Origin of the sequence: Geobacter metallireducens GS-15 (genome assembly GCF_000012925.1) — a bacterium.
Taxonomy (GTDB): domain Bacteria; phylum Desulfobacterota; class Desulfuromonadia; order Geobacterales; family Geobacteraceae; genus Geobacter; species Geobacter metallireducens.
Genome location: NC_007517.1, coordinates 1,020,201 through 1,037,681 on the forward strand (window position 1 = coordinate 1,020,201; position 17,481 = coordinate 1,037,681).

The 17,481-nt window shown below is 58.6% G+C and carries 8 protein-coding genes; all 8 read left to right on the plus strand.

All coding sequences use genetic code 11. From position 1 onward, the window contains the following. Nucleotides 1-63 precede the first annotated feature (63 nt). The 8 genes from mreC (at nt 64) to GMET_RS04670 (ending at nt 17,331) form a co-directional block, all read left to right on the plus strand. Nucleotides 64-885, plus strand: a complete 822-nt coding sequence (gene mreC / locus GMET_RS04635; RefSeq protein ID WP_004513956.1) for a rod shape-determining protein MreC — start codon at nt 64-66, stop codon at nt 883-885. Next, entirely contained in the window at nt 882-1,367 is a 486-nt protein-coding gene (mreD, locus tag GMET_RS04640; RefSeq protein WP_004513957.1) for a rod shape-determining protein MreD, read from the plus strand. Before mreC ends, mreD begins: the two co-directional genes overlap by 4 nt. Further along, nucleotides 1,364-3,295 (plus strand): penicillin-binding protein 2, encoded by a 1,932-nt coding sequence (gene mrdA / locus GMET_RS04645; RefSeq protein WP_004513958.1) that lies wholly within the window; start codon nt 1,364-1,366, stop codon nt 3,293-3,295. The genes mreD and mrdA overlap by 4 nt, the downstream gene beginning before the upstream one ends. Next, nucleotides 3,292-4,392, plus strand: a complete 1,101-nt coding sequence (rodA, locus tag GMET_RS04650) for a rod shape-determining protein RodA (protein ID WP_004513959.1) — start codon at nt 3,292-3,294, stop codon at nt 4,390-4,392. The genes mrdA and rodA overlap by 4 nt, the downstream gene beginning before the upstream one ends. An 845-nt stretch (nt 4,393-5,237) precedes the next feature. Beyond that, on the plus strand, nt 5,238-6,707 hold the full coding sequence (locus GMET_RS04655; protein WP_004513960.1) for a hypothetical protein: 1,470 nt from the start codon (nt 5,238-5,240) through the stop codon (nt 6,705-6,707). 92 nt (nt 6,708-6,799) lie between these two features. Beyond that, nucleotides 6,800-8,302, plus strand: a complete 1,503-nt coding sequence (locus GMET_RS04660; RefSeq protein ID WP_004513961.1) for a S8 family peptidase — start codon at nt 6,800-6,802, stop codon at nt 8,300-8,302. 21 nt (nt 8,303-8,323) lie between these two features. Further along, nucleotides 8,324-9,316 (plus strand): peptidylprolyl isomerase, encoded by a 993-nt coding sequence (locus tag GMET_RS04665; protein ID WP_004513962.1) that lies wholly within the window; start codon nt 8,324-8,326, stop codon nt 9,314-9,316. A gap of 242 nt (nt 9,317-9,558) precedes the next feature. Then, on the plus strand, nt 9,559-17,331 hold the full coding sequence (locus tag GMET_RS04670) for an MBG domain-containing protein (RefSeq protein ID WP_187148464.1): 7,773 nt from the start codon (nt 9,559-9,561) through the stop codon (nt 17,329-17,331). The last annotated feature ends 150 nt before the right edge of the window (nt 17,332-17,481 follow it).

Here is a 17,481-nt window from a genome sequence, read left to right on the forward strand (position 1 = left end):
TCTACCCTCGAATCTTTCGGCCGAACGGACCGTTTGCGGTTCCCGAGGCCAGAACATCGCTCCATGCTCGAACTGATCAGGAAATACCGGTTCCACCTGCTGACCGGCGCGGCCCTGCTGGCGGCCCTTGCCTTCTATTCCCTCAGCCTGCGGGATCGGGAGCACGCAAGCGGCTTTGAACGCATGGTCATCGATCTCTTTGCGCCGGTTCACAACGTTGGTGCCGGTGTCAGCGGTTTTTTTTCCGGCGTCTGGAATGACTACATCGACCTGGTTGACGTCCGGGCAGAGAACAAGCAGCTGCGCGAGTCGGTGAAGACCCTCAACTCCCGCCTGATCGAGAACCGGGAGGCAATCCACGAGAACATGCGGTTGAGGCAGCTCCTGGACCTGAAGGCGATCCAGCGGGCGCCGTCGGTGGCCGCCATGGTGATCGGTGAAGACAGCTCCCCCTGGTTCAAGACCCTGGTCATCAACCGGGGGGCGGTGGACGGCCTCCAGGAAGGGATGCCGGTGGTGGCCGCCAACGGCGTGGTGGGCCAGGTGATCAAGGTGGCGGCGGGGAGTTCCCGCGTGTTGCTCCTCACCGACACCGCCAGCGGCATAGCCTCGGTGGTCCAGCGTTCCCGGGCCAGGGGTGTTGTCAAGGGGAAGGGGGGCGGTCTCTGTTTCCTCGAATTCTCCCTCCGGGAGGAAGATGTGAAGGTCGGCGACATGGTTGTGACCTCCGGCATCGGGGGGATCTTCCCCAAGGGGCTCGTCATCGGCGAAGTGACCATGGTGAGGAAGGGAGAATACGGCATCTTCCAGACCATCAGCGTTCGTCCGGCCGTGAATATGGCAAGGCTTGAGGAAGTTCTCGTTCTCTTGCAGAAGGCGCCATGATCAAGTTCCTCTGGTACGCCATCCTTGTCTTCGCGGCGCTCGTCATGCAGGTAACCCTCTTTCCTGCGCATATTGCCGATCCCTTCAAGCCCAACCTCCTGATTATTTTCGTGGTCTACATGGGGCTGCGGGAGGGGGTCGCCTGGGGGGCGCTCGCCTACGTTCTCGGCCTCATCCATGACAGTTTCAGCGGTCTCTATCTGGGACTGAACGGTTTTTCCTACCTGATCATTTTTCTGGGGCTCACCATGGTGGCCGACCGCCTCTTCACCGACCGGCGCTCGCTCATGATCCTCGGGGTCTTTTCCTCAACCATCGTCAATGGCCTCCTGAACCTGCTTCTGCTCTTTCTCTTCTCCTCAGCCCAGGGGATTTACGCAACCCTCCTCGAAAGCCTCGTCCCCCAGGCCCTTGTCAATGCCCTGGTCGCCTCCGTTATCTTCACCGTTCCCCCCCTTGCGCGGATTGGGGAGGCCCGATGAACGGGAAGGCCTACATCCGGCAGCCCAATGATCCCCGGAAGCAAAAGCAGATAATCATCCTGTCATGCTTCGTGGCCGCACTCTTCTTTCTGCTCCTGACCCGGCTCTGGTATCTCCAGATTGTCAAGGCCGAGGATTTTCAGAACAAGTCCGAAAGCAACCGGCTCCGCCTTGTTCCCGTGGCGGCGTCCCGGGGAACCATCTTTGATCGCAACGGCACGGTGCTCGTCAGCAATCGCCCCTCGTTCAGCGTTGCCGTTATTCCCCAGGAGGTGAAGGACCGCGATGCCCTCCTGGACCAGCTCTCTGCATATCTCGACATCGACCGGGCCGAGCTCCTGGAAAAATGGGAAAAGGGCAAGGGTAGGGCCCGGTACCATCCCATCGTCCTCGCTTCGGGGATTACCCGGGACCAGCTTGAGCTGCTGGAGGAGAAACGTCTCTGGCTTCCGGGGCTTGAGATTGAGGTCAAGCCGGTGCGCCAGTACGAGGCGGGAGTGCTCGCTTCACACCTCCTTGGCTATCTTGGCGAGGTATCCGATGATGAGCTGAAGTCCGATGCCTATGCCGGTTATAATTCGGGTGATTACATCGGTAAGAGCGGTATTGAGCGCAACTGGGAGCGGGTTCTCCATGGTAAGGATGGCGGCCGGCAGATCGAGGTGGATGCCCGGGGCAGAATCCTGCGGACTCTCTCCGAGACTCCTCCCACGGTCGGTTCGAGCCTCGTTCTGACCATCGACGCGGAACTCCAGAAAAGGACCGAGCAGAGTTTCGGCGAGCAGGCGGGTGCGGCCGTGGTGATGGATGTCAACACCGGGGATATTCTTGCCTTTGCCAGTAATCCCGATTTCGACCCCGCCCTCTTCACCGGGCGGATGCCCCCCGAGAAGTGGAAAGAGTACCTGGAGGACAAACGCCACCCCCTGGAGAACAAGGCCCTCAAGGGGCAGTATCCCCCCGGCTCCACCTTCAAGATCATTACCGCCCTTGCGGGGCTTGAGGAAGGGCTCATCGACGAGAAAACCTCGGTCGTCTGTAGAGGCACCTACACCCTCGGCGCGAGCAAGTTCGGCTGCTGGGAGCGAAAAGGTCACGGCACGGTGAATCTGAGGCGTGCGCTCAAGGAGTCGTGCGATGTCTATTTTTACCAGTTAGGTGAAAGGCTCGGCATCAACAAGATCGCAGCCTATGCCCGGGCGCTCGGTATGGGTTCCCCCATGGGGGTCGGGCTGGACAACGAGAAGGGCGGGCTTATCCCCACCTCGGAGTGGAAGGAGAAACGCCACAAGAAGAAATGGCTCCAGGGGGATACGCTTCCCGCTGCCATTGGCCAGGGGTACGTTCTCATGACGCCTATCCAGCTTGCGTCAATGATTGCTACCGTCGCCACCGACGGTGTTGTCTACCGTCCCCACCTTGTCAAACGCATCATCGACCAGGACGGCAGGGCCCTCCAGGAGTTCAAGCCGGAGGTCATTGCCAGGCCACGAATCAGTGCCAGGAGTTTCAGACTGGTAAAGGAGGGGCTTTCCGCCGTCGTCAACGATCCCGGGGGGACCGGTGCCAGGGCGCGGCTCTACCAGGTGCAGGTAGCGGGTAAGACCGGTACGTCGCAGGTGGTGAAGCTCCGTGACAACAGAGGGGGGATCCCCTATCAATACCGGGACCATGCCCTCTTCGTCGCATTTGCCCCTTACGACAAACCCGAAGTGGCGGTGGCCGTGGTTATTGAGCATGGCGAGCACGGCGGCTCCGCAGCGGCTCCTATAGCGGGGAACATCCTCAGGGCCTATTTCGAGGGAAAGGGATCCATCAGGAAACCCGTCAGGAAAGATGTTCCCAGCGAGACGGGAGAGCAGGCAGGGCAGGAAACACCGGCATCCGAGCAAGGCGGCAGTGCGTCGCAAGGACAGCAAGAGCAATGATCGATCGCAGACTTTTTACCAATTTCGACTGGACTCTCCTGGTGCTGGTGTTCCTCATCAGCGCCATGGGCATAGTCAATATCTACAGTGCGTCCGCTTCCTATACCCTGGTGGGGGCACCCTATTACCTCAAGCAGTTCTACTGGATCGTTGCCGGCATGTTCCTGGTGGTGCTCGCCTGCAGTGTCGACTACCATCTGCTGGAGGACGTTACCTACTGGTTTTACGGGTTACTCTGCGTTGTGCTGGTTGCCGTCCTGCTGATGGGAAAGACATCCATGGGGGCCACTCGCTGGCTTCACCTCGGATTTTTCAGCATCCAACCATCCGAACCGATGAAGGTGGTCATGATTATGACCCTCGCACGGTTCCTTTCACGGTACCCGGCCGTCGACGGGTTAACCGTGCGGGATCTCGTCTATCCCCTGTTGTTCGTGGGGGGACCGGCAATCCTCATCATGAAGCAGCCCGACCTGGGCACTGCCATTGTCATAATTCTCATTGCCTGTTCCATGATTGCCTATGTAGGAGTCCGCTTGGCAACCCTCGTCGCCTGCCTTGCGGCAACCGTCCCCGCGATTTACCTGGGATGGCGCTATTACCTACGTGATTACCAGAAAAACAGAATCCTCAACTTCCTCAATCCGGAACGCGATCCGCTCGGATCGGGCTACCATATCATCCAAAGCAAGATTGCAGTCGGTTCAGGGGGGATATTCGGCAAGGGGTTTACCCACGGGACCCAGACCCAGCTCCGTTTCCTCCCCGAACAGCACACCGATTTCGCATTCTCGGTTTTCGGCGAGGAGTGGGGGTTCATCGGGTGTCTGACGCTGCTGCTTCTCTACCTGTTCCTCATTTTCTGGGGACTCCACATTGCCGGCAGGTGTAACGACCGATTCGGCAGCCTTATGGCCGTCGGGGTGACGGCCATGCTCTTCTGGCATACCATCATCAATATCGGCATGGTAATCGGGGTATTCCCGGTTGTCGGCGTTCCCCTCCCGCTTTTCTCCTATGGCGGCACCTCAATGATCACCTCCATGATTGGTGTGGGAGTGCTGCTCAATATCAGCATGCGCAGGTTCATGTTCTAGTACTCTCCTCCCGGTAGACAGCCCCTCAAGCCTCGCATGAATGCATCTCCTGAGACCGTCGGGAACGGCGCTTTGATCAGTTTTCTGTTTGGGTCCGAAGGTTGCAATTTAATTGGTAGTCTGTTGAAAAGACTACTGCCAGTGGGCCCGCTGGATAGAGGAAAAGCGCATGATTACAAAGGTTTTTTTGAGCAGCCTCCAGTTCTTTCGTGTGGTGCTCCGGCGAAGGGGTAAGCTATTTCACCGGATGTCCGGTTATTTGACGGTGGCTTAACGAGTGTTGCGTGGGTGGGAGCGTTACGACAATGAATGCGTTGTGGAAAAAATGAAGAAGTTTTGCCCTCTTACGAATGCGGCTCACATTGCTGTGTCAAAATGCCAACTTGAAGGGCAATAAAATTTATTTGATAATTGTGGCGGTGCCTATAGAATGCAGTATACAAAATCCGCCTTGACAAAACATTTCTGCACGTTAAAGTAATTCACTTGGTTAGTGAGTGTTAATCAGTGGGGAGGACTTTTAGGGATTGACATGCTATTCAGTGCTCGGATGACTTCCTCCGAAATCTAGTGCTTCAGGATGGATATGACGAGCAATTCAGATGCAGAATATGAACGATTCTAAAACAGGGAATGCTTCGCAGATTTGAGTGATGTTTTTTGCTTTTTGGCTGGAAGGATAGGGCGCTACTTCATTCCCGGTTCATGAAATGTGATGGTTGATCGTGTAGGCAGGGTTTTCACAATCTTAACGCGAAGGAGGTGATGACAGGAGGTCTTTTGATTCAACTGTTGTCGTAAATGAAAATTCTCTGCAGTTAATTACGCGAAAGGAGCAGAAAGGGATGAAAAAGAAGATTTTGTTGAGCGCTGGGCTCGCAGTAACGGCAATTCTTGGTTTTGCCGCTGTCAACTGGGCTGTGGTACCCCCGCCGCCGGTTAACCAGAATGGAGGCATCTACGATACGACGTTTTCGGCGTTGACCCGTGCTGACTGTCTGCAGGCCGCCCCGTGTCACGTGAGTGATACGGTCGTGGTTCCCCGTCACCACAACCTGACACTGCCGCCGCGGCAGCTGAGCTGCTACGGCGACCCGACCGCCAACCCGGTTACCGGCTGCCACCAGCTGGTCCCCGACGGGGCGGGCGGATTCACCTTTGCTGATTTCCGGGATTGCCTCCGCTGCCACTCCAAGACTCCGCACCATATCACAACCCAAGCCCAGCAGCAGGACTGCAAGTTCTGCCACGGCAGCTTCATTGACAATCCGCTGGATGGCCATACCATCCCGACCTACGCCAAATCTTCGGTCACTCCCGAAACCAAGTGGCGCGGCAACAACCCCACCTCCCCGCAGAACTACGGCGGTTGCGCGGCATGCCACCAGGCTGCTGTAGCCTCCCCCACCGTCGGACCGAAGGACATCAAGAGCAACGCCGATAACCACCACGGGACCGGCCTCGGTGCTCCGACTTCCACGACCGGCCAGCCGATCCAGGTCGGTGACTGCACCTGGTGCCACGGCGGTGTGCCGGGCGACGTCAACTTCCTTGACATCCGGACCTGCGAGCGTTGCCATGGCATCAAGTCGCTCCACAACATTGAGAACCCCTCCGGTGCCGGGCCTAACGGCTCCACGCTCGGAACCAACGTCGTCCCGGGTGCCATGCCGCTCGGTTACGGCCACATCGGCGCTGACTTCGATTGCTGGGGCTGCCACGGTACGTTCAAGAAGTATGCAACCGATCCGTCTCCGGCCGGTGCGGTTGTACCGTTCGTATCCGACCTGAGCACCAGGGTCCTCATCGCCAACCAGTCTAACGCACTCACCATCACTGGTGGCAGCTTCACCAACCAGAGCAACGGCGTAGACTTCACTTCATCCGTTACCCTTACCAATGGTTCGGTCACGGTCAATGTCCAGCCGACCTCCATTACCGTGAGCGAGATTCAGGTAAACATCCCGGCTCTTCCGGTCGGCACCTACGACCTGCTCGTGGTCAAGGGCGACAAGCAGAGCAACCTGACTCGCGTTGCCGTACTTCCGCTCCTCACCATCAAGTCGGCTTCGGTCAGCGGCGGCACGGTTACCATCACTGGTAGCGGCTTCGGTGATGCTCCTGCTACCGACGTGAACACCGGCCTTGGCCTCTTCGCCGCGGACGGCAGCCAGATCCCCGTTTCGTTCTGGGGTAATGGTAAGATTGTCGGTTCAAGCACTGCCGTCAAGGCAGGCAGCACCGTTACCGTGAAGACCCTTTACGGACCTACCAGCGCCCTCGTTACCGGCGCAGGCAAGAAGGCCAAGCGGTAATTTTTGATGTTCCGGGATAGGGGAGGGAGTTTCTCCCCTATCCCACTTTTTACCTGTTTACCGGCTGCTTCCCATTGATTAAGAGGTACACCATGAACATACTACGCACCCTTCTTGTCGCTGTTATGGGGGCGATGCTTTGCTTACCACTTGATTCGTTTGCTGCCACGAAGAAGGTGATCGTCGGATTCACTCGCGCGCCAAAAGATCATGAAAAAAATCTGGTGTATGGCGCAAGAGGCCGAATCCACCGGACTCACCAGCACATCCGTGCCATTTCCGCGGAACTTCCCGAGGAAGAGATAGCGCGTCTGAAGCAGGACCCTTCGGTTGCTTATGTTGTTGATAATATTAAATTTACTCTGATTCGACCGGCAGAGCCGCTCAGTGTCCCGTCACCCGAATATGTGGATTCGTGGGGTGTTCTGCGGATCGGCTCCAATGTTGCCGCCTCCCGTGGATATAAAGGGGCGGGAATCAAGGTCGCCATTGTTGACTCCGGAATTGACTACAACCATCCCGACCTCAAGGACAACTATCGGGGTGGATACAATTTTGTAAACAATACAGCAGATCCCTTTGACGACGATGCCCAGAGCCATGGAACCCATGTGGCGGGGATCATCGCGGCCCGGGACAACGGCACCGGCGTTGTCGGTGTGGCGCCGGAAGCATCCCTCTACGCGGTAAAGGTCTTCAGTGCCACCGCCGGGGGGGACATGGATACCGTCGTTGCCGGGATTGAGTGGGCCATTGACAACAAGATGGATGTGATCAACCTCAGCATCGGGTATTCCGGCGACATCTATTCCATCTATCCCGACATTTTCAAGCCTCTCAAGGATGTCTGCGACCGGGCCTACCAGGCAGGCATCGTTCTGGTTGCGGCAACAGGAAACGACAACCGGGAAACTATTTCCGTTCCGGCGGCGTTCGATTCCGTCATTGCCGTTGCGGCCACTGACCAGAATGACCAGCGTGCCGTCTTTAACACTGTCGCTGCATCCAGTTATGGTGCAAAAGTGGAACTGGCCGCGCCGGGCACCTATATCAAATCCACGGTCAGCGGTGGTGGATACGCACTCCTGAGCGGCACTTCCCAGGCCTCACCCCATGTTGCTGGAGCGGCTGCGGTTCTTCTTTCCAGCGGCATTGCCGACGCAAACGGTAACGGCAGTCGTGCCGACGAGGTACGGGCAAGGCTGGACGCAACCGCCAAGGATTTGGGGGATCCAGGGCGTGACAAGTACTTCGGCTGGGGGTTGGTTGACCTTTCTGCGTCTACGGACCAGACCTACAAGTTACATATCGAGAAGAAAAAAGGCATGCCGAAGCTCAGCACACAATCCATAACCCTCGACAAGGGGAGCTATTCGTTGCAGGTCAGGAATAACGGCTTGGAGCGGCTGGCGGTAAAGTCTGTCGTTGGAAGCTGCAAGGAATTCGAGCGGGTCTTTGCCACCGGCTTCACATCTCCTCTTGAGGAACTGAATGCCAGTGTGACTCTCGATGGCTCTCAAACGACGCTTGTTTTTACCCCGTCCGGTGACATTGGTTCCTCAGCTGACATCACCATCACGAAACTCGCCCGGTAACGGGTGACGCATAGAGGAAAAATGAGATTAAATCGTTCGCTAACATTTGGATTATTCCTTTTGGGAGTGATGTTCACTCTTCATCTGCTTCAGACGCCTGTCTCCGCGGATGAGGTGAATAAAACCGGGAAAGTAGTAGCCCGGGTCAATGGGGTTCCGATCTACGAGAATGCTTTGCAGTCGCACCTTGCCGCATTGGCTAATAAGGGAAGAGCTTCCGGATTCGCGCGTGATCCAGCAAAGATGAACGACTACCAAAAGAAAAAAGCACTCTATTCCCTCATTGATGCAGAACTGCTTCGCCAGGCAAGCAACCAGCAGCAAGTTACCGACCTTGACGCCAAGGTGAGCAAGCGGTTACAGGAAGTTAAAGGGAAGTTTCCCGACGAAGAGGCGTTTCTCAAAAATCTCCAGGCCAGAGGGAAGACCCTCGACATCTTTGTGGCTGAACTTCGGGACGGGATTCGCTACGACGAATATCTTACGAGCAAGAAGGTCATTGGCGTTCCGGTTCCCGATGAGGAGATCCAGAAGTTCTACCGCGACAATCCGACGAGCTTCAGTGTTCCGGAGCAGATCAAGGTCAGACATATTCTGATCGAGCCCGATGGTAGCACCGCTGAGGCTGTTGCCAAGGCCGAAAAGAAGGCCGGTGAAATCCGTAATCGGGTTGTCAGGGATAAGGACTTTGCCGCAGTTGCCAAGGAGGTATCGGCGTGCTCCACCGCTTCGTCCGGTGGGGATCTGGGCTATGTTTCGCGAGGAACCATGCCCGCTGAGTTCGATAAGGTCGCCTTTTCACTCAAGCTCAATGAGGTGAGCGAACCGGTCAGGACTAAATTTGGTTTCCACATTATGGAAGTTTTGGATAAAAAGCCGGTGACGGTACGGCCGTACTCGGAAGTTCGAGAGTTCATTTCCCGCTACCTGCAACGTTTCGACGATGAAAAACGTTTGAATGCACACACGCTGGAGTTGCGGAAGAAAGCAACCATCGAGGTTCTGCTCGATTGAAAGGGTGTGCGGAACGCAGTACGGCACTAAACAAAGTCAGTCGTCTATAGTCGTATTTTTGTTCAAGCTTTTATTAGGAATTGAAAGGGAGAAGGTACTCGGTCATGGGCATTGCTCGAAAAATCAAATGGGTATTCGTGACACTCTGCCTCCTGCTGGTAACGGCGCTCACCTCATCAGCCTATGCTGCTGACTGGAACCTTACCAGTGGGAATTCAACGGTAACGCTTAATGACTCCGCAATGCCCGGAACTAGTCCCGGCGTTTATTCCTGGCTATTAGACAACGTTGAACGGATAAGTCAGCAGGCGTTCTACTACAGGATCGGGACGACATCGCCCGAGGTCAGCGTGAGTGGTGACACTCTTGATGCCACTGCTCCTTTCACTGTTGCTGCCAGCAACCAGACCGCTTCCTCAGTAACCCTGACGTTTACCGAAAAAGCCGGAAGGTTCTCGATTGCCGTCACCTATGAGTTGATTGGCGGAACCACTGGTCGCTCGACGCTTAACAAGAAGGTGGTCGTTACCAACCTCACGGCGGCTCCTCTTGACCTCCATCTTTTCAGCTATTCGGATTACGACCTCAAGACTGGCGCCTATAATTTCGAGAATGCCTCAATTGTCAACGGCAAGGCGTATCAGTCCAGTTTTACTAACACCACCGACACGGTCGGTAACGGGGCGACTTTTGTTGAACGTGCAACAGTGCCTCCCAGTCGCGTCGGTATCGATAACGCCCAGTTCCTGGGCTCCCTGGCAAACGGGGCCACACCATACAACCTCGACAATTTTTCCGGACCGTTCCCCTCCAATGGTGACTCCCAGTTCGCCTTCCAATGGGATCTGACCGTAGACCCCAAGACACCGACTTCATTTACGATTACAGACGACTTTTACCCGACCAAGGCCCTCTATCTCTCAAAAGCCTCCACGCCCAGCACCTGTGTAAACTATGGTCAGACCTTCACGAACACCTATGCGTTTGACAACACACGAAACCTTGCCACTCCTGCCGATAACACCCTCATCAGAGAGAAGCTGGCCCGCGACATCTCTCTCTCGTTAGCGACCGACGGCGGGGCCTACAACGCGACAACCGGCTCCGTCGATTGGAAGATTCTCCAGATGGCGGCCGGTGCAGCGCAGCAGACGGTCCAGGGGACCTATACCGTCAACTCCGCCGCCGATTTCACAATGACGTCCCAGATAGTCAGCGACGAGACATTCCCCACGAGCGTGAGTGCCAAGCTGACTCTCTGTAATCACCCCCCTTCAATTTCTTCCTTTCCGGGCAAGAACGGCACCGAAGGCCAGGCATACAGTTACCAGGTGATAGCCACTGATTCCGACCCGGGGACCACGCTAAGCTACTCCCTTGATGTCGCTCCTGCCGGGATGACGATCAATTCAAGCGGCCTTATCACGTGGACTCCTACGTCTGCCCAGACCGGTAATAACACGATAACCGTCCGGGTGAGTGATGGTACTCTGGCCGCTACCCAGACCTATACGCTCTTCATTGCCTATGTAAACGCCGCACCGTCCATCACCTCTTCTCCGGTGACGAGTGCTTACGTCGGGGTTTCCTATCCTTACACCGTGGTCGCAACCGACCCGAACCTCAAACAGGGTGACAAGCTCACCTTCGGATTGCCGGCTGCCCCCAGCGGGATGACCATTAATTCGACCACCGGTGTTATTTCCTGGACACCGGATGCGACGCAGGTCGGCCCCCAGAATGTTGTCGTTCAAGTTACGGATAACGGCTATCTCTTCGTCCAACAAAGCTTCACGGTAACCGTCAGCGCGACAACCAAGCAGACCCCTGTCATCACGTGGACAGCGCCTGCCGCGATCACCTACGGGACCGCGCTTGGCGTGACGCAATTGAACGCCACAGCCAACGTCCCCGGCACCTACGCCTACACCCCGGCCTCCGGCGCCGTCCTTAACGCCGGGAGCCAGACCCTGTCGGTCACCTTCACGCCAACCGATACGACCACCTACACCACGGCCACCGCGACCACCACCCTCACGGTGAACAAGGCCACCCCGACCATTACGTGGGCGACGCCGGCCTCTGTTCCCGTCGGCACGGCGCTTTCCTCGACTCAACTGAACGCCACGGCCAGCACGGTCGGCAGCTTCACCTACACCCCAGTCTCCGGGACGGTGCTGACCACCGCTGGAGTCCAGACGCTGTCCGCCACTTTCACCCCGACCGACACCACAAACTACAACGGCGCCTCAGCGAGTGTGAACCTCTCGGTAGTTGCCAAACAGGTACCGACCATCACGTGGGCAGCGCCTGCGGCGATCACCTACGGGACCGCGCTCAGCGCCGCGCAGCTGAACGCCACGGCCGGTGTCCCCGGCACCTACACCTACACCCCGGCCGTCGGCACGGTACTTAACGCCGGCACCCAGAGCCTGTCGGTCACCTTCACGCCGACCGATACGACCATCTACACCCCGGCTACCGCGACCGTCAGCCTCACGGTGAACAAGGCCAGCCAGACGGTCAGCTTCACCTCGACCATTCCGACGAGTCCCGCGTTTGGTGGCACCTACACCCCGGCAGCCACCGCGACCTCCGGGCTCGCCGTAGCCATCACCCTTGATGCCGCCAGCACCGGCTGCACACTCGCCTCCGGCGTAGTAACCTTCACCGGGGCCGGCACCTGCGTGATCGACGCCAACCAGGCAGGCACCACCAACTACAACGCCGCAGCCCAGGTACAGCAGAGCATCGGCATCGGCAAAGGCGCTTCGACCATAACCGTGACCGGCGCCACCAGCTTCACCTACACCGGCGCCCCGCAGGGTCCGGGCACTGCCACCGTGACCGGCTCGACCGGCGCGGTGACCTACAGCTACGCCGGGACCGGAACCACCACCTATCCCGCAAGCGCCACCAAACCGACCAATGCCGGTAGCTACACCGTAACCGCCACCGTAGCGGCTGACGCCAACTACAACGGCGCCTCCTCCTCCGCCACGGCATTCACCATCACCAAGGCCGCTGCCACCGTGACCCTCGGCAACCTTACCGCCACCTATGACGGCACTGCCAAGGCCGCTACCGCTACCACCATCCCGAACGGGCTGACCGTGGCAATCACCTACGCCGGCGGCACCACCGCACCGACCGCGGCCGGTTCCTACGCCGTAGTTGCCACCGTTAACGACGCCAACTACACCGGCAGCGCTACGGGCACCCTGAACATCGCCAAGGCCAGCCAGACGGTCAGCTTCACCTCGACCATTCCGGCGAGTCCCGCGATAGGCGGCACCTACACCCCGGCAGCAACCGCGACCTCCGGGCTCGCCGTAGCCATCACCCTTGATGCCGCCAGCACCGGCTGCACACTCGCCTCCGGCGTAGTGACCTTCACCGGGGCCGGCACCTGCGTGATCGACGCCAACCAGGCGGGCACCACCAACTACAACGCCGCAGCCCAGGTACAGCAGAGCATCGGCATCGGCAAAGGCGCTTCGACCGTAACCGTGACCGGCGCCACCAGCTTCACCTACACCGGCGCCCCGCAGGGTCCGGGCACTGCCACCGTGACCGGCTCGACCGGCGCGGTGACCTACAGCTACGCCGGGACCGGAGCCACTACCTATCCCGCAAGCGCCACCAAACCGACCAATGCCGGTAGCTACACCGTAACCGCCACCGTAGCGGCTGACGCCAACTACAACGGCACCTCCTCCTCCGCCACGGCATTCACCATCACCAAGGCCGCTGCCACCGTGACCCTCGGCAACCTTACCGCCACCTATGACGGCACTGCCAAGGCCGCTACCGCTACCACCATCCCGAACGGGCTGATCGTGGCTATCACCTACGCCGGCGGCACCACCGCACCGACCGCGGCCGGTTCCTACGCCGTAGTTGCCACCGTTAACGACGCCAACTACACCGGTAGCGCCACGGGTACCCTGGTTATTGCCAAGGCGACGTCTACCATCACTTGGGCCACGCCGACCGCCGTTCCCGTCGGCACTGCCCTCAGCAGCACCCAACTGAACGCCACAGCCAATACTGCCGGTACTTTCACCTACACCCCAGCTGCCGGGACGGTCATGAACACCGTCGGGACCCAGGCCCTGTCCGTCTCCTTTACACCGACAGACAGCACGAACTACACCAGCGCCACGGCGAGCGTGAGTCTCTCGGTAGTTGCCAAGCAGGTACCGACCATCACGTGGGCAGCGCCTGCGGCGATCGCCTATGGCACAGCCCTTGACGCCACCCAACTGAACGCTACCGCCAACGTAGCGGGTACCTTCGTCTACACTCCGGCCGCCGGCACCGTGCTTAACGCCGGCAGCCAGACCCTGTCGGTCACCTTCACGCCGACCGACACTGCCACGTACACCACGGCCACCAAGACCGTCAGCCTCACGGTGAACAAGGCCAGCGCCACCATAACTCTCTCAGGGCTCAGCGCCACCTACGACGGCACCACCAAGGCCGCAACCGCCACAACCAGCCCTGCCGGAGTAGCAGTATCCCTAACCTATAAGAACGGTAAAACCACGGTAACCAGCCCGACAGCGGCAGGAAGCTACAGCGTAACCGCCACCGTCACCGACCCGAATTACACCGGTAGCGCCACGGGTACCCTGGTTATTGCCAAAGCGACGTCTACCATCACCTGGGCTACGCCGACTGCCGTTCCCGTCGGCACTGCCCTCAACGACACCCAACTGAACGCCACAGCCAATACTGCCGGCACCTTCAGCTACACCCCGGCTGCCGGGACGGTTGTGAACACAGCCGGGACCCAGACGCTGTCCGTCTCCTTCACGCCGACCGACAGCACGAACTACACCAGCGCCACAGCGAGCGTGAGCCTCTCGGTAGTTGCCAAGCAGGTACCGACCATCACGTGGGCAGCGCCTGCGGCGATCGCCTATGGCACAGCGCTTGACATCAATCAACTGAACGCCACGGCCAACGTTGCCGGTACCTTTGCCTATACCCCGGCCTCCGGCACCGTGCTTAACGCCGGCAGCCAGACCCTGTCGGTCACCTTCACGCCGACCGACACCGCCACGTACACCACGGCCACCAAGACCGTCACCCTGACGGTGAACCCGGCCAGCGCCACGGTAACCCTCGCAGGCCTTACCGCCACCTATGACGGCAGCGCCAAGGCCGTCACCGCTACCACCAACCCTGCGGGCAAGGCCGTCACCATCACCTACGCCGGCAGCGCCACCGCGCCGACCGCAGCCGGTTCCTACGCCGTAGTTGCCACCGTCACCGACCCGAATTACACCGGTAGCGCCACGGGTACCCTGGTTATTGCCAAAGCGACGTCTACCATCACCTGGGCTACGCCGACTGCCGTTCCCGTCGGCACTGCCCTCAACGACACCCAACTGAACGCCACAGCCAATACTGCCGGCACCTTCAGCTACACCCCGGCTGCCGGGACGGTTGTGAACACAGCCGGGACCCAGACGCTGTCCGTCTCCTTCACGCCGACCGACAGCACGAACTACACCAGCGCCACAGCGAGCGTGAGCCTCTCGGTAGTTGCCAAGCAGGTACCGACCATCACGTGGGCAGCGCCTGCGGCGATCGCCTATGGCACAGCGCTTGACATCAATCAACTGAACGCCACGGCCAACGTTGCCGGTACCTTTGCCTATACCCCGGCCTCCGGCACCGTGCTTAACGCCGGCAGCCAGACCCTGTCGGTCACCTTCACGCCGACCGACACCGCCACGTACACCACGGCCACCAAGACCGTCACCCTGACGGTGAACCCGGCCAGCGCCACGGTAACCCTCGCAGGCCTTACCGCCACCTATGACGGCAGCGCCAAGGCCGTCACCGCTACCACCAACCCTGCGGGCAAGGCCGTCACCATCACCTACGCCGGCAGCGCCACCGCGCCGACCGCAGCCGGTTCCTACGCCGTAGTTGCCACCGTCACCGACGCCAACTACACCGGTAGCGCCACGGGTACCCTGGTTATTGCCAAAGCGACGTCTACCATCACCTGGGCCACGCCGACTGCCGTTCCCGTCGGCACTGCCCTCAACGACACCCAACTGAACGCCACAGCCAATACTGCCGGCACCTTCAGCTACACCCCGGCTGCCGGGACGGTCATGAACACCGCCGGGACCCAGACACTGTCCGTCTCCTTCGTCCCGACCGACCCCGTCAACTACAGCACGGCAACAGCAAGCGTTAACCTCACCGTGAACGCCGTTACCAAGCAAACTCCGGTAATTACCTGGGCAACGCCGGCGGCAGTGTCGGTTGGTACGACTCTCAGTAGCACTCAGCTCAATGCCACAGCCAACGTACCGGGCACCTTCACCTACATCCCGGCTGCCGGGACAGCCCTGAACACCGCCGGCACCGTAACTCTTTCCGCCACCTTCACGCCGACCGACACCGTAAACTACAACACGGCAACGGCGAGCGTTAACCTCACTGTGAACGCCGTTACCCAGCAGACTCCGGTCATTACCTGGGCAACACCGGCGGCAGTGTCTGAGGGTACGACCCTCGGCAGCACCCAACTCAACGCCACTGCCAACGTTCCGGGTACCTTCGCCTACACCCCGGCAGCCGGGACAGCCCTGAACACCGCCGGCACCGTAACTCTTTCCGCCACCTTCACGCCGACCGACACCGTCAACTACACCACGGCAACGGCGAGCGTGAGCCTCACCGTGAACGCCGTTATCACCAAGCAGCCCCCCGTGATCACATCGTCTCCGGTGACAACAGGATATAAGGACGGCTACTACTACTATCAGGTAGTGGCTTCTGATCCGAATGGTGACACTGTCAGTTACTCGTTGAGCACCTATCCGTCGGGCATGACCATCAACTCGACGACGGGACTCATTTACTGGCGTCCGGGGAGCACCGGCACCTATTCGGTAACGGTGAGAGCAAAGGACACAACTGGTCTTTACGCAAGCCAGAGCTTCAAGATTTCCGTAGCCGACAGCTCTTCCAACAGCTCGCCGAAGATCACCTCGACGGCTGTGACCACGGCAGTCGTTGATACTTTGTACAACTATGATGTGAATGCAACGGATTCCAATGGCGACACCGTGTACTTCAGGTTGTCATCGGCACCGTCAGGGATGACGATCGACGCGATAAGCGGTCTCATCAGCTGGACGCCGACTTCATCCCAGACCGGCTCGAAATATGTGAGTGTCCAGGCGGTCGACAGCAAGGGAGGAAGAACGTCACAGAGCTTCTACATTACGGTGTCACAGTCCTCCAGTACCAATAACGCACCGGTGATTTCTACCTCGCCGGTAACAACTGCCACCGTGGGACGTTCGTACTCCTATGATGTCAATGCAACTGACGCTGATGGGGATACTTTGACCTACAAGCTGACCACCGCCCCCAGTGGCATGGGCATCGACGCAAACACCGGTGTCATTTCGTGGACTCCTTCGTCCTCACAGACCGGATCCAACAGTGTGACGGTCGAGGTGACTGATGGCAAGGGAGGAAGCGACACCCAGAGCTTCACCGTATCGGTCACGGGGAGTACAACGAACAATGGGGCTCCTCAATTCACTTCCACTCCCGTGACCACTGCAGTTGTCAGGAAGTATTACACCTATAACGCTGACGCCGTTGATCCGAATGGCGACACTATTAAATATTCGTTCGCCAGAAGGCCTGACGGTATGTCGATCAATTCTTCCACGGGCTTGATCAACTGGTATGCCTCCCGAACCGGCTCCTACAATGTTTCGGTGAAGGCCACCGATTCGAAAGGGAATTCTGCATACCAGAATTTCACCATTACCGTTGTGACGGCAGATGTGTCAGCTATCCCCTTGTCCGTTAATTCGTGCGATGTCAACGGTGATGGTCTTGTAACCATCGATGATGTCAAGGCGATCATTGCCGGGAGGGGGACTAACAACCTCACTCTCGATATGGACGGTGATGGTGCCGTGACGTTGCTGGATGCGCGCATTTGCTCCCCTCAAGTGAAGAACTGAGGATATGATGCTGTAAGCAAAGCTGTGATTTCGTATGATGAACGACGGGGAGGTGTCGCGGACGCCTCCCCGTTTCTTTTTGCCGCAACCCTTGAGGGCGCATTGGTATTCACGGTTGCCCCTGATTTCGAAAAGATGGTATAACCAGTT